This window comes from Thermotoga petrophila RKU-1 (genome assembly GCF_000016785.1).
In the GTDB taxonomy this organism is placed as follows: Bacteria; Thermotogota; Thermotogae; order Thermotogales; family Thermotogaceae; genus Thermotoga; species Thermotoga petrophila.
In genome coordinates this window covers 1,090,209-1,102,876 of the sequence record NC_009486.1, presented here as the reverse complement: position 1 = coordinate 1,102,876, position 12,668 = coordinate 1,090,209, and the positions used below count along the sequence as shown (strand labels likewise).

At 47.3% G+C, this 12,668-nt stretch carries 13 protein-coding genes and 1 tRNA gene; 6 read left to right on the top strand and 8 right to left on the bottom strand.

Annotation, left to right across the window (positions count from 1 at the left end; translation table 11 throughout):
• Positions 1–459: 459 nt before the first annotated feature.
• A complete protein-coding gene (locus TPET_RS05470; RefSeq protein WP_238374287.1) occupies positions 460–1,011 on the top strand; it encodes a DMT family transporter in 552 nt (183 codons plus the stop codon).
• 86 nt (positions 1,012–1,097) lie between these two features.
• Positions 1,098–1,280: a hypothetical protein gene (locus TPET_RS05465; protein WP_011943618.1), complete on the top strand. Its 183-nt coding sequence runs from the start codon at positions 1,098–1,100 to the stop codon at positions 1,278–1,280.
• Positions 1,281–1,299: 19 nt separating this feature from the next.
• Here the strand turns inward: TPET_RS05465 and TPET_RS05460 are convergent, their stop codons facing one another.
• Genes TPET_RS05460 through TPET_RS05435 form a run of 6 tightly spaced genes read right to left on the bottom strand, consistent with a single transcriptional unit; the run spans position 1,300 to position 7,953 of the window.
• The gene (locus TPET_RS05460) at positions 1,300–2,457 is read right to left on the bottom strand and encodes an aspartate aminotransferase family protein (protein ID WP_011943617.1); all 1,158 of its coding nucleotides are present in this window, start codon (positions 2,455–2,457) and stop codon (positions 1,300–1,302) included.
• A gap of 2 nt (positions 2,458–2,459) precedes the next feature.
• Complete coding sequence (gene argB / locus TPET_RS05455) at positions 2,460–3,308, bottom strand: acetylglutamate kinase (protein WP_011943616.1); 849 nt, start codon at positions 3,306–3,308, stop codon at positions 2,460–2,462.
• Positions 3,305–4,498, bottom strand: a complete 1,194-nt coding sequence (gene argJ, locus TPET_RS05450) for a bifunctional glutamate N-acetyltransferase/amino-acid acetyltransferase ArgJ (protein WP_011943615.1) — start codon at positions 4,496–4,498, stop codon at positions 3,305–3,307. The genes argB and argJ overlap by 4 nt, the downstream gene beginning before the upstream one ends.
• A gap of 16 nt (positions 4,499–4,514) precedes the next feature.
• Complete coding sequence (gene argC / locus TPET_RS05445) at positions 4,515–5,534, bottom strand: N-acetyl-gamma-glutamyl-phosphate reductase (protein WP_011943614.1); 1,020 nt, start codon at positions 5,532–5,534, stop codon at positions 4,515–4,517.
• The gene (argH, locus tag TPET_RS05440) at positions 5,531–6,727 is read right to left on the bottom strand and encodes an argininosuccinate lyase (protein WP_011943613.1); all 1,197 of its coding nucleotides are present in this window, start codon (positions 6,725–6,727) and stop codon (positions 5,531–5,533) included. Before argH ends, argC begins: the two co-directional genes overlap by 4 nt.
• The gene (locus TPET_RS05435; RefSeq protein ID WP_011943612.1) at positions 6,724–7,953 is read right to left on the bottom strand and encodes an argininosuccinate synthase; all 1,230 of its coding nucleotides are present in this window, start codon (positions 7,951–7,953) and stop codon (positions 6,724–6,726) included. Before TPET_RS05435 ends, argH begins: the two co-directional genes overlap by 4 nt.
• Positions 7,954–8,244: 291 nt before the next feature.
• Between TPET_RS05435 and TPET_RS05430 the strand changes: the two genes are divergently transcribed.
• From TPET_RS05430 to TPET_RS05415, 4 genes are all read left to right on the top strand, one after another.
• Positions 8,245–8,335 (top strand) — tRNA-Ser (locus TPET_RS05430).
• Positions 8,336–8,396: 61 nt separating this feature from the next.
• Positions 8,397–8,849 carry a ribosome maturation factor RimP gene (gene rimP, locus TPET_RS05425; RefSeq protein WP_011943611.1) on the top strand — a complete coding sequence of 151 codons (453 nt, stop codon included), beginning with the start codon at positions 8,397–8,399 and terminating at the stop codon, positions 8,847–8,849.
• Between the two features lie 12 nt (positions 8,850–8,861).
• Positions 8,862–9,896 carry a transcription termination factor NusA gene (nusA, locus tag TPET_RS05420; RefSeq protein WP_011943610.1) on the top strand — a complete coding sequence of 345 codons (1,035 nt, stop codon included), beginning with the start codon at positions 8,862–8,864 and terminating at the stop codon, positions 9,894–9,896.
• A 19-nt stretch (positions 9,897–9,915) separates the two neighbouring features.
• On the top strand, positions 9,916–10,374 hold the full coding sequence (locus TPET_RS05415) for a Fur family transcriptional regulator (RefSeq protein WP_011943609.1): 459 nt from the start codon (positions 9,916–9,918) through the stop codon (positions 10,372–10,374).
• Here the strand turns inward: TPET_RS05415 and TPET_RS05410 are convergent.
• Positions 10,289–11,464, bottom strand: a complete 1,176-nt coding sequence (locus tag TPET_RS05410; protein WP_011943608.1) for a ComEC/Rec2 family competence protein — start codon at positions 11,462–11,464, stop codon at positions 10,289–10,291. The two genes, TPET_RS05415 and TPET_RS05410, sit on opposite strands and share 86 nt — an antisense overlap.
• Positions 11,461–12,666, bottom strand: a complete 1,206-nt coding sequence (locus TPET_RS05405; protein WP_011943607.1) for a 2,3-bisphosphoglycerate-independent phosphoglycerate mutase — start codon at positions 12,664–12,666, stop codon at positions 11,461–11,463. Before TPET_RS05405 ends, TPET_RS05410 begins: the two co-directional genes overlap by 4 nt.
• Positions 12,667–12,668: the final 2 nt, after the last annotated feature.

Below are 12,668 nucleotides of genomic sequence, written 5' to 3'. Positions count from 1 at the left end.
CATCTGTTCATATGTTATACCATCTTGTGAGTCAACGTCAAGTTATTAATAAACGATTTCATGAAATTTTGAGGAAAGTTCTTATCGTTCTATGTGTTTGGCATTCCCAAGGGGATTCGAACCCCTGCCTCTGGCTTGATATTGTAAAATGATAAACGACTCAGCAACGCTATCGAGGGATGTGAAGCACTTGAAACCCGTTTTCTATCTTTTACTCAGTGTTTTAGTGGCGTCCTTTTCAGGGATATTCATAAAGCTCTCTTCTCTTCCACCTACAACCATCGCTTTCTACAGAGTTTTCATTGCTTCATTGCTTTTCTTTCTGGTGAAGAGAAGAGTCGGGCTTTTTTCTTTGAAGAAGGAGATGCTTTCCTTGATTGCTGGCTTTTTCCTTGCGATGCACTTTTTTTCTGGGTTTCCGCCTTCAACCACACCACCGTTGCCGGAGCTGTTATACCTTTGACGCTTCAGCCTGTTTTGACGGGATTGCTCTCGTGGCTGATCTATGGAGAAAGGATCAGTTCTTTCAGAATTGTCACGGGAAGCACGGTTGTTACGGGGGTGGTACTGGCTCTTGCTGGAAAAGAGGGTTTTTCAGGTGTTTCGAGGGGTGATTTGCTTGCAGTTGTTGGTGTGGTGTTCTTTTGTGGGTACCTTGTTCTTGGAAGATACCTGAACAGGGCCATGGGAAGTATGGAGTTCAGTCTGAGAACGCACGCTTTAGCTTCAGCTGTTCTGGCTTTTCTTGTGCCATCGTTCGGGGTCGTTGAAACGAAAGAGTGGTTCATCCTAATCGGTCTGGGGGTGGGATGTTCGTTTCTGGGGTATCTTTTCATCAATCTCTCGCTCAGATATTTTTCCTCAAGTGTGGTGAGTGTTGTTCTGGTTGGAGAACCGGTTCTTTCTGTCCTGTGGTCTTTTCTTCTTCTGGGTGAAGCTGTGACATTTTTTGAAGCCATCGGTTTTATAGTTGCAGTAATAGGACTTGTATTATTCATTCTAAAAACTTGAAACTGTCCAAATAAAGTATTAGAATATACTACAGAAGCGAAGCGAAGGCTCACAAGACGCGGTAATACTCACAAGGGGGTGTTTTCATGCCTTACATATACAGATGCAAAAAATGCGGGGCAATCTACTACTCTGCAACGTCCATCGAATATCAGCTGAACAAGTACTGCGAAAAATGCGGTGGAGAGCTCGAACAGCTGGGTGAAGAAGGAGAAGTGATGGAAATGGAAAAAGAAGAGGAAGAAAGCAAAAAAAAGAAGAAAAAATGAGGGAGGCTTTGCCTCCCTTTCAAATTTCTCTCAGGACTTTTTTGAGTGTCTCAACCGCCAGGTCTATCTCTCCGTACTCTACCGTGAGTGGTGGTAAGAATCTGACCGTGTTGTTACCTGCTGGAACAACGAGCAGTTTATTTTCAAAGCATTTCGTGGCGATCTCTCTGTTGTTCACTTCCTCTTTAAACTGAATCCCTATCATGAGTCCCATTCCCCTCACGTCGGCTACCAAGTCGAATTCTTCTTTCATTTCCTGGAGCTTTTCCATGAGGTAGTTTCCTTTCTCTTCCACTTCTTCGAGGAAGCCTTCCTTCGTCAACTCTTTGATCACGGTCACCCCGGCCCTACAGGCGAGCGGGTTTCCTCCGAACGTGGTGCCGTGATCTCCTGGCTCCAGAACGTCCGCTCTTTCGTTCACAATGACAGCTCCGATGGGGACTCCCCCACCGAGTCCCTTGGCGGTTGTGAGAACGTCTGGAACGACTCCGTACTTTTGATACGCGAAGAGTTTTCCTGTCCTTCCCATTCCACACTGAACCTCGTCGAACACAAGAAGTGCATCGTACTCGTCGCAGAGTTTTCTAGCCCCTTCAAGGAATTCTTTGGTGGCTGGTACTATTCCGCTTTCTCCCTGAATCGGTTCGAGGAACACAGCACACACGTCTTCTGACATCTTTTTTCTCAGATCTTCTATGTTGTTGAACTCGAAGTATTCAAAGCCGGGAACGAGTGGTTCGAAAGGTTTCTGATATTTCGGCTGTCCCGTCGCTGTGAGGGAGCCCAGAGTTCTTCCGTGGAAAGAATTGTGGGCGGAGAGGATTCTGTATTTTTTTTCGCTCTTTTTCTTTCCGTATTTTCTCGCTATCTTTATGGCGGCTTCGTTCGCTTCGGTTCCCGTGTTCGCGAAGAAAACCTTGCCACCGAACGTGTTCTTCGACAGAAGTTCTGCCAGTTCCATCTGCGGACGGTTCCAGAAAAGATTTGAACAGTGAATGAGCTTCTCTGCCTGATCCTTTATGGCTTCCACCAGTCGAGGATGAGAGTGTCCGAGGACGTTCACCGCTATTCCTGAGGTGAAATCAAGATACGCATTTCCTTTTTCGTCGTAGATCCAGGAGCCTTTGCCATAGACAAACGTTGCTGGAAACCTGCTGTAAGTGTTCATCAGATACATCTTTACCCCTCCAGTTCTTTTATCATGGTTCCGATACCCTTCCTGCTGAATATCTCCAGCAGGATCGCGTGTTCCAATCCCCCGTTTATGATGTGAACGGCTCCCACTCCCCCCCTCACTGCAGACACGGCGCATTCAACCTTTGGAATCATTCCCCCCGTCACTGTGCCGTCTCTGATCAGATCCTCTGCTTCGTCCGGCGTCAGAGTGGAGATGAGTTTATCACCCTTCAGAACACCGTCCACGTCCGTGAGGAGGATGAGCTTTTCTGCCATCAGGCTTTTCGCTATCTCCGCAGCTGCGGTATCGGCGTTTATGTTGTAGGAGTGACCGTCTTCTCCTATTCCCACAGGGGCGATCACCGGGATGTAATCGTTTTCTATCAGTGCATGAAGAATTTCTGGATTGACCTTCTTCACTTTTCCAACGTAACCTATGTCTCCGTGTTTCGTCTCCTTTTCTGCCACTATGAGTTTTGAATCTTTTCCACAGATTCCAACGGCCCGTCCACCGTGCAGGTTCAAGTTCATCACGATTTCTTTGTTGATCTTTCCAACGAGGACCATCTCAACGATCTCCATGGTTTTCTCGTCGGTCACCCTGTGCCCGTTCTTGAAAACAGGTTCTATACCGAGGTCCTTCATCATCTGGGAGATGGCAGGCCCTCCACCGTGAACGATGATCGGTTTTATCCCGGTGTACTTCAGGAGAATTATATCCTGGATGAAGGCTTTCTTTGCGTTCTCCTGCTTCATCGCACTGCCGCCGAACTTTATGACAAAGGTTTTTCCGTAGAATTCCTTTATGTATGGAAGAGCTTCGAGGAGAACGTTGACCGTGTCGATCCTCATGTTCTGTACCTCCCGTTTATCTCAACGTACTTCTCTGTGAGATCACATCCCCACGCTTTTGCGGTCTCTTTTCCCTGTTTCATGTCGAGGATTATTCTTATCTTCTTTTCGCTGAGAATCTTCTTCGCCTCTTCCTCGTCGAAAGGTACTCCCTGCCCGTTTTCCGCCACCTTTATCCTTCCTGCCTCGCTTTCAAAGAACAGGTCGAGTTTGTCGGGATCGAAAGTTGCACCGGAGTACCCCGCCGCGGCGATGATCCTTCCCCAATTCGCATCCTCCCCATATATGGCTGTCTTCACAAGGTTTGAGGAAACGATCGATCTTGCGATCAGTCTCGCTGATTTTATATCTGGGGCGTTGACAACATGAACTTCCATGACTTTCGTTGCTCCTTCGCCGTCTTCCACTATCTTCTCCGCGAGAACCTGATTCACCTCGTGAACGGCTTCGTAGAGCTTCCAGAAACCATCCGTTTCGGGCTGGATCGTTGTGTTGCCCGCAAGACCGTTTGCGAGAACGATCACCATGTCGTTCGTGCTCGTGTCTCCATCGACGTCTATCATGTTGTAGGAATCATCGACTGAGAGCTTTAAGAGTTTTTTCAGGGCTTCTTCGGAAATTTTCGCGTCTGTCGTTATGAACGAAAGCATGGTCGCCATGTTGGGATGAATCATGCCGGATCCCTTGGCGATTCCTAGAACGGTGATTTCTTTTCCGTCGATCGTCACCTTGGTGCTGTGCATCTTCACCTTTGTGTCGGTTGTCATGATTGCCTCGGCAAACGGAAGAGGATCGTTTGAAAGCACCTTCACCGCTTCTTCTATACCGTTTTCCACCTTGTCCATGGGAAGCTGAACCCCTATTACCCCTGTGGAAGAGACGAGGACGCTTTCAACAGGAACACCGAGCTCTTCAGCCGTTTTTTCTGCCATCCTCCTTGCGTTGATCATTCCCTGTTCACCGGTACATGCGTTGGCCACACCGCTGTTCACAACGACCGCTCTGATACCGTTTGAGTTCTTCTTCAGGATCTCCATGTCGTAAATCACCGGTGCTGCTTTGACAACGTTGGTGGTGAAGACCCCCGCGGCAACGCACGGCACCTCGGAGAAGATGATCCCAAGGTCTTTTCTTTTCCTTTTTATCTTGCAGTGTACTCCTGCGAACTTGAAGCCACTGGGAGTGAACACTCTTTTCCAACCCCTTTCACGGATATATTGGAGTGAATTCGAGCCCTTTCGTCTCGTCCAGACCGAACATGATATTCATGTTCTGAACTGCCTGTCCCGACGCCCCCTTCACGAGGTTGTCTATTGCGCTCATCAGTATGAGCGTGTTTGTTCTTTCTTCCATCTGCATACCGATGAAGACGTGGTTGGATCCATAGCACCACTTCGTCGAAGGATAGATTCCCATGGGAAGAACATGAACGAACGGTTCATTCCTGTAGAATTCGAGGTACGCTTCGTGTATCTCTTCGAGGGATTTGTCTGTTTTTACGTATATCGTCGAGAGGATTCCCCGAGTCATAGGGACGAGATGAGGAGTGAACACCACATTCACTTTCTTCCCTGAGATCTTTTCGAGTTCCTGTTCCATTTCGGGAACGTGTCTGTGTTTTGCCACGTTGTACGGTCTGAGACTTTCGTTCACCTCGGAAAAGAGATAATCCACCTTTTCTTTTCTTCCCGCTCCGGAAACTCCAGATTTCGCGTCGACCAATATCGTTTCCGGATCCACAAGGTTGCGCTTCAGTGCGGGAGCGAGAGCGAGGATGACGCTCGTGGGGTAACATCCGGGGTTTCCCACCACCTGAGCGTTCTTTATCTCCTCACGATGGAGTTCTGGAAGTCCGTAAACTCTTTTTATGTTCTCGTATCCCGACAACTCTTTTCCGTACCACTCTCTGTACACTCCCGGGTCGTCGAAACGAAAGTCCGCACCAAGATCTATTATCTTCACACCTTTGAGCTCTCTGACGAGATCGTAACTCGCACCGGCTGGAAGAGCGGTGAAAAGAACATCGCAGTTCTTTGAGACCTTCTCTGGATCGAACTCGCTGAGAATACTGTTCTCCAGTGTCGAAGGAAAGACTTCTTCAAGTTTCTTTCCGGCGTAGGTTCTCGAGGACAGATAGGTTATCTTCGCTTCGGGGTGGTTTTTCAAAAGTCTGACGAGCTCCAGTCCTGTGTAACCTGTCGCACCTATTATTCCAACTCTGATCAATCTTTTTCCCTCCCGTACTTTTCCGCTACCATCCTGTAAGCGTCGCGGAACGGTACCCCCTGTTTCACCAGTTCATAGACCCTGTGTGTGGCCAGTACTTCCTCAGTAATACTAGACTCAGATCTTTCTTTATCAACTTCAAGATGGTCAAAAATTATTTTCATTATTCTTACGATATTCTTAACAACTTCGAAAGCCTCTATCACCGGCTTCTTCAGAAGCTGGAAATCTCTGTGGTAGCCGAAGATGAGATTCGACGGCAGAGTGACTGCCATCAGCATCTTCGAAACTATCGCGTGGTGGTAGGCCCTTACGAGTTCCAGTGGATCCGGATTTATCTTGTGCGGCATGATGGAACTTCCCGTGCAGAGCTCTTTTGGCAGTTTGAGATAACCTATCTCTGGAAGAGAAAAGAATATGATATCGGAGGCGAACCTGTTCAAGTCGTAGGATATCTGAGAGAGCGTGTGAAGAATAAGATATTCGAACTTTCCCCTGCTGTTCTGGGTGTAGATGGGATTCCACTGGACCCTCGAGAATCCGAGTTCTTTCGCTGTGAACTCTCTGTCTATGTCGATGGGAACACCGTAGCCAGCTCCCGTCCCCAGAGGAGATTGATCTACGATTTCGTAAGTTGTTTTTAGAAGTTTCAGATCGTCTTCGAGGGCGTCTTTCAGCGCCCCAGCCCACGTTGCAAAATCAGTTGGCATCGCCTTTCTGGTGTGGGTGTATCCTGGAAATTTCACGTCACCGAACTTTTCTATGAATCTTTCCAGGCTCTTTTGGAGCTCTCTGATGAGGTTTTCTATCTCTTTCAATTCTTCCTTGTACATGAGTCTCAGTGCGGTTAAGACCTGATCGTTCCTTGAGCGAGCGGTGTGTATCTTTTTTCCGATCTCTCCAAGCTTTTTCACGAGGAAGTTCTCGATGGCAGTGTGGCAGTCTTCCTCCTCCGGTTTTATCTGGAACTTTCCTTCTTTTACAAGATTGAGGAGTTCACTGAGCGCTTCTTCTATTTTCTTTTGTTCTTCCGCACTCAGAAGGCCTATTTTGTGTAGCATCCTGGAGTGTACTATGGAGGCCTTTATGTCGTATTCTATGATCTTCATGTCCGTTACGTAATCGTCTCCGACGGTGAATTTTTCTACTTCTTCGTTGACTTTGTAGCCCTTTTCCCAGAGTTTTTCGCTCATTTTTGATACCCCTTTTTCACGAGCTGGTGGACCTTCAACCTCAGGGCGTGAATGTTGATGAAGCCTTTCGAGTCAGTGGCATTGAATCCTCCTTCGACGTCCATGCTCGAAAGTTCCGGATTGTACAGCGAATACGGTGAATACCTCGCAACGGGCATGACGTTTCCTTTGTATATGGATACTGTCACCTTTCCGGTCACGTTCTCCTGTGCTTTTCTGAACGCTGCGAGGAGGAACTCCATTTCTGGAGAAAACCAGAAACCGTTGTATATGAGCTCCGCGAACTTCGGAGCGAGCATGTCTCTCAGGTGCATGACTTCTTTGTCCATGGTGATTCCTTCGAGATCTCTGTGTGCGATCCACAGGATCGTCGCACCTGGGGTTTCGTACACCCCCCTTGATTTTATACCTATGAATCTGTTTTCAACCATGTCGAGTCTTCCCACCCCGTTTTTCGCACCTACTTCGTTCAGATATTCGAAGAGTTCGAGGGGATCTGTTTTCTCTGTTCCATCTTTGAGGTTCACAACTTTCACCGGAATGCCGTTTTCGAAATGGATCTCGAGCAAGGTTTCTTCATCCGGAGCGTCCTTTGGGGAGACTGTCCATGTGAACACGTCTTCATCAGGTATGTAAGCGGGATCCTCCAGTTTGCCCGCTTCGTGGGAAATGTGCATGAGGTTTTCGTCTTCGCTGTAGGGTCTTTTTTTGGAGACTTTGATTGGAATCCCTTTCTCCATGGCGTAGTTTATGAGATCTGTTCTGCCCTTGAATTTGGCGAGAAATTCGGGGTCTTTCCAGGGTGAGATAACTTTGAGATTTGGATTCAAAGCGGCGTAGGTGAGCTCGAACCTCACCTGGTCGTTTCCTTTCCCGGTCGCACCGTGCGCAACGTACTGTGCCCCTTCTTTCTCGGCTATTTCCACCTGTCTTTTGGCTATGAGAGGTCTTGCAATAGCGGTTCCAAGAAGGTACCTTCCTTCGTACATGGCGTTTCCAAGGAGTGCGGTGAATATGTAATCTGTGACGAATTCCCTTCTGAGGTCTTCCACGTAGACTTTTGAAGCGCCTGTTTTCAAGGCTTTCTCCTTTATTGCATCGAAATCATCCTTCTGCCCAACGTTTGCAACGTAAGCTATCACGTCGAAGCCCTTTTCGCAGAGCCACTTCAAAATGACGGAAGTATCGAGACCACCGCTGTATGCAAGAACAACTTTCTCTTTCATGATGAACCCTCCTCTTTTTTCTTGATAGCATAATTATAGGATTATTTGAAATGATTTATATGAAGTGTTTTTTCACCGTTATTTTCAGTTTTGTAAAGGATGAAATCTACATATTATTTTCGTGTTTATGAATATCAATTACAGAAGAAAGCAGTTTCTGACGGTATCGGAGAGTCTCATCTGACCTCGTACCTTTTGTTTTCGCTGTGGGAATATGGAAATACTTCAAAATAAAAATGAAAACTTGAACAAGGAAACGATTGAGTGTATAATATTTTTCTGGTGTGGAGAGGAGAGGTGGCCGAGGGGTCTAAGGCGCACGCCTGGAGAGCGTGTGGTGGTCAAAAGCCACCCGTGGGTTCAAATCCCACCCTCTCCGCCAGAGAAAGACCGGGACTTTTCAGGTCCCGGTTTTTCATTCATCATACGGGGTGGGTGAGAACATGTTTGAAGAAATGATCCTCGAGAAGGTAAGAAAAGAAGCAGAAAGGATAGCAGAAGAACAAGGATTGGAAATATTCGATGTTCAATACAGACGTGAGAGCAGAGGATGGGTCCTCAGGATCATCATAGACAATCCCGTGGGTTATGTGAGTGTGCGGGATTGTGAACTCTTTTCGAGGGAGATAGAACGATTTTTGGATCGTGAAGACCTCATAGAGCACTCTTACACACTCGAAGTCTCTTCGCCGGGACTCGACAGACCACTGAGAGGTCCGAAAGACTACGTTCGTTTCACTGGAAAACTTGCAAAGATAGTAACAAAAGATGGAAAAACCTTCATAGGCAGAATCGAATCCTTTGTCGATGGGACAATCACGATCTCGGACGAAAAGAGGAAATACGAAATAAACATCGATGATGTGAAGAGAGCGAATCTGGAAGTGGAATTCTAAGGAGGTGGCATTATGAACATAGGTTTGCTGGAAGCCCTCGACCAGCTGGAAGAAGAAAAAGGAATTTCCAAAGAAGAGGTCATCCCTATCCTCGAAAAAGCACTGGTGAGTGCCTACAGGAAGAACTTTGGAAATTCCAAGAACGTGGAGGTTGTTATAGATAGGAACACGGGAAACATAAAGGTGTATCAGCTACTCGAAGTTGTGGAAGAGGTGGAAGATCCGGCCACACAGATATCCATCGAAGAGGCAAAAAAGGTCGATCCCCTCGCGGAAGTTGGCTCTGTTGTTAAGAAGGAGTTGAACGTTAAGAATTTCGGGAGGATAGCTGCACAGACGGCAAAGCAGGTTCTCATTCAGAGGATCAGAGAACTCGAGAAGGAGAAACAGTTTGAGAAGTATTCCGAACTCAAGGGAACGGTTACAACCGCAGAAGTCATAAGAGTCACGGGTGAGTGGGCAGACATCAGGATAGGAAAGCTCGAGACAAGACTTCCAAAGAAAGAGTGGATCCCTGATGAGGAAATCGAGGCTGGTGACTTGGTGAAGGTTTACATCATCGATGTGGTGAAAACGACCAAAGGGCCAAAGATACTCGTGAGCAGGAGAGTACCGGAGTTCGTAATTGGCTTGATGAAACTCGAAATTCCGGAAGTGGAGAATGGAATCGTGGAAATAAAGGCCATTGCCAGAGAACCTGGTGTTCGAACAAAGGTAGCGGTTTCGTCGAACGATCCGAACGTTGATCCCATAGGTGCCTGCATTGGTGAAGGAGGATCAAGGATAGCCGCTATACTGAAGGAGCTCAAGGGCGAGAAGCTCGATGTTCTGAAGTGGTCGGACGATCCCAAGCAGCTCATAGCGAACGCTCTCGCACCGGCTACCGTCATAGAAGTGGAAATACTCGACAAAGAGAACAAAGCAGCACGCGTTATCGTTCCTCCGACACAGCTTTCCCTTGCCATAGGAAAAGGAGGGCAGAACGCAAGACTTGCTGCAAAACTCACTGGATGGAAAATAGACATAAAACCGATCATGAACCTGTGAAGCAGGAGGAGGTGCTCGGATGTACGAAGAACTTCGAAACGAATTGAAGAAGAGGAAATACAGAATCACGGCACAGAGAGAAATGATTCTCAAGATCTTTCTGGAGTCTCGAGGGAGGCATCTGGGAGTAGAAGAGGTTTACCGAGAACTTTTGAACAGGAACGTTCGAATAAGCAAAGCCACGGTTTATAGGTCGGTGGAACTTCTTGTGGAGCTGGGGTTCCTGAGAAAGCTGAACTTCGGAGAAGGACTTTACAGGTACGAGCTGGCCGAACGATCTGATAGGGAATCGCATCAGCACGTGATTTGCCAGAAGTGTGGGAGGATTGTGGAGATAAACTCGGAACAGGTGAATAAGATAATATCAGACATCTCTAAAAAAACAGGTTACGCTATAAAATGGCACGATCTGAAATTTTACGGAATATGTCCCGAATGTCGGGAGAAAGAAAAAGAAGAGGAAAAAAGATCAAAATGAAGTAAAGATAATGTGGAAGAGGAATTTCAGGGAACAGATTTGCCAGTTTTATGAACCAGTTCAGAGGAAGCGATAAGATGTTTGTTATCTTTGCTGCAATCAAAGCGGATGTTTTGAGACCCAGGAGAAACAAAAGAAACGAAAGATGAGCGAGCCACGTTACTGGTATCATGAGAAAAGATACAGGGATGGAGAAAATCAGAACTGACAAGTTGGTTTCACCGAAAAAAAGACAGAGAAACGGTAGAGCCGACAGATAGGCTCTCATGGTCAGTTCAAAAATATTCCTTGACTCCAGTATGCAAAGGGTGACAAAGAAAGACAACAGGAAAGAGGGAGTGAAAACAAGGGTGGGATCCACGATCATCATGAAGGATCCCACCGTTGCTGTTGTATGAAGGGGGGTCGTCCTGAAGCCGGTAATTTTGAACACTACCCAGAGAAGAATGGTCAAGTAAGCCCTGATGACAGAGGGTGTACCCACTGTGATCACATAGGGAACGAGTAACAAAAGTGCGGCAAGCTCCTGATACGTTCTTCTCCATGTCAAAAAAGACAACAGCGTTGTGTAGAGTGAGAAAGCTATTCCTATGTGCAATCCGGAAACCGCGAAAAAGTGCCCCAGACCACTTCTGTAAATGTCTCGGTCTTTCTCTCCGAAAAGCACAGAAAGAACCGTTCCATTCGTCATCTTGGAGAAGGATTCTTTCAGAGTCTTGAAAGAAGGCTTTTCAACTTTTCTTATGTACGATGGATGAAAGGTGTTTCCATCGAAGTATCCGATTGCGTAGATGTATCCCTCTTCTGAAGTTTCTATTCTCACAGGGTATATCTTCTCCCACTCTCCTTGAAATACTTTCGCCTGTCTCAGTCGTCCCCTTTCAACGTATCCTACCAGCTCGTAGTTTCCGGCAGGGACGGTGCCAATCTGATAGAGAGAAGCGCTCAGCAGAGTGAAGAATATCACCACAGAAATATCCCTGTTCCTTTTCCAGAAAAGAGCCACCAGTGGGAAAAGCACATACCACGGAAAACGAAAAAGGGCGCCGATCAGCGCCCCGAGACACAGCGAGAAGAAAACGAGTATCATGCTCCGAATTTTTCCAGCTTTCCGGCGTACGCGAGAGCCAGTGTCATGACGTCGCTTGCGTGGATCGTTCCGAGTGTGCCCCTCGCGCATTCGAACTCGTTGAAAGCTTGAGAAAGACCTCTTCTTGTATACTTCGACCAGATGAGAAGAGGTACGGGATGCCAGCTGTGTGCTTTCAGCGGAACGGGAGTGGAATGATCACCCGTGATCACAAGAACGTCGGGATTCAGAGAAACTATCTCTGGAATGAGCGCATCGACCTCTTCTATCACCTTCACCTTTTCTTCGAATTTTCCATCCTCACCGTAAGAGTCGGTTTTCTTCACGTGGACGTAGAAGAAGTCGTAGTCGTTCCATCTTTCCTTCAGCGTTTTTATCTCGTCGGCTACAGTCTGGCCCGTTTCTATTATCTCCATTCCCACGAGCTTTGCAAGACCTCTGTACATCGGGTACGTTGCTATGGCTCCCGCTTTCATCTTGTAAACTTGAGGGAATTTCGGAAGATCCGGGTACTTGGAAAAACCTCTGATGAGGGCGAAGTTTATCTTCGGATTGTCTTTCAGGACTTCCGCTATCTTTTTGATCAACTCGTTGGTGATCCTTGCCGTTTTTTTCGAAGGTTCGTCCAGTCCTTCTGCCCAGACCATGGGATGTCCTTCTTTCTGGGGATCTGCATCTGTCACGTTATCTCCGAGCCCTTCTCCTGTGAATTTCACAACGAACCTGTGTTCCTTTCCAGGGTAGAAAGTGATCTCCACGTCTTCGATTTTCTTTATCTTTTCCGAGAGCAGCTGAACCACCTTGGCGGATTCTTCTGTGGCAGGCCTTCCGGCTCTTCTGTCGAGGACCACTTTTCCATCCCAGGTGGCAAAATTCGCCCTTGCAACGACGTCTTTTTCCCCTACCTCAACACCTATGCCGAGAGCTTCGAGTATTCCTCTTCCAATCTGGTACCTTATGGGATCGTATCCGAACAGTGAAAGATGTCCTGGTCCACTGCCCGGGGTGATTCCGGGAAGAACGGGTATCGTCTGCCCAAGATCACTTTCTTTTGCCAGACTGTCCAGATTTGGAGTGTTTGCAGCCTGAAGGGGTGTTTTCCCGTTCACGGGGATGTCTCCAAGGCCATCCATCACAAGTAGAACGATCTTTGCCTTCTCTTCTGTGACGAGTTTCGACACGAACTCCTGTTTATCGAACATCT

Bases quoted from the DNA above. Each gene is read 5' to 3' on its own strand.
- TPET_RS05460 (WP_011943617.1), bottom strand. From the start codon at position 2,457: ATGTATCTGATGAACACTTACAGCAGGTTTCCAGCAACGTTTGTCTAT.
- TPET_RS05415 (WP_011943609.1), top strand. From the start codon at position 9,916: ATGTACGAAGAACTTCGAAACGAATTGAAGAAGAGGAAATACAGAATC.
- nusA (WP_011943610.1), top strand. From the start codon at position 8,862: ATGAACATAGGTTTGCTGGAAGCCCTCGACCAGCTGGAAGAAGAAAAA.
- TPET_RS05410 (WP_011943608.1), bottom strand. From the start codon at position 11,464: ATGATACTCGTTTTCTTCTCGCTGTGTCTCGGGGCGCTGATCGGCGCC.
- TPET_RS05465 (WP_011943618.1), top strand. From the start codon at position 1,098: ATGCCTTACATATACAGATGCAAAAAATGCGGGGCAATCTACTACTCT.
- TPET_RS05405 (WP_011943607.1), bottom strand. From the start codon at position 12,666: ATGTTCGATAAACAGGAGTTCGTGTCGAAACTCGTCACAGAAGAGAAG.
- argH (WP_011943613.1), bottom strand. From the start codon at position 6,727: ATGAGCGAAAAACTCTGGGAAAAGGGCTACAAAGTCAACGAAGAAGTA.
- TPET_RS05435 (WP_011943612.1), bottom strand. From the start codon at position 7,953: ATGAAAGAGAAAGTTGTTCTTGCATACAGCGGTGGTCTCGATACTTCC.
- rimP (WP_011943611.1), top strand. From the start codon at position 8,397: ATGTTTGAAGAAATGATCCTCGAGAAGGTAAGAAAAGAAGCAGAAAGG.
- argB (WP_011943616.1), bottom strand. From the start codon at position 3,308: ATGAGGATCGACACGGTCAACGTTCTCCTCGAAGCTCTTCCATACATA.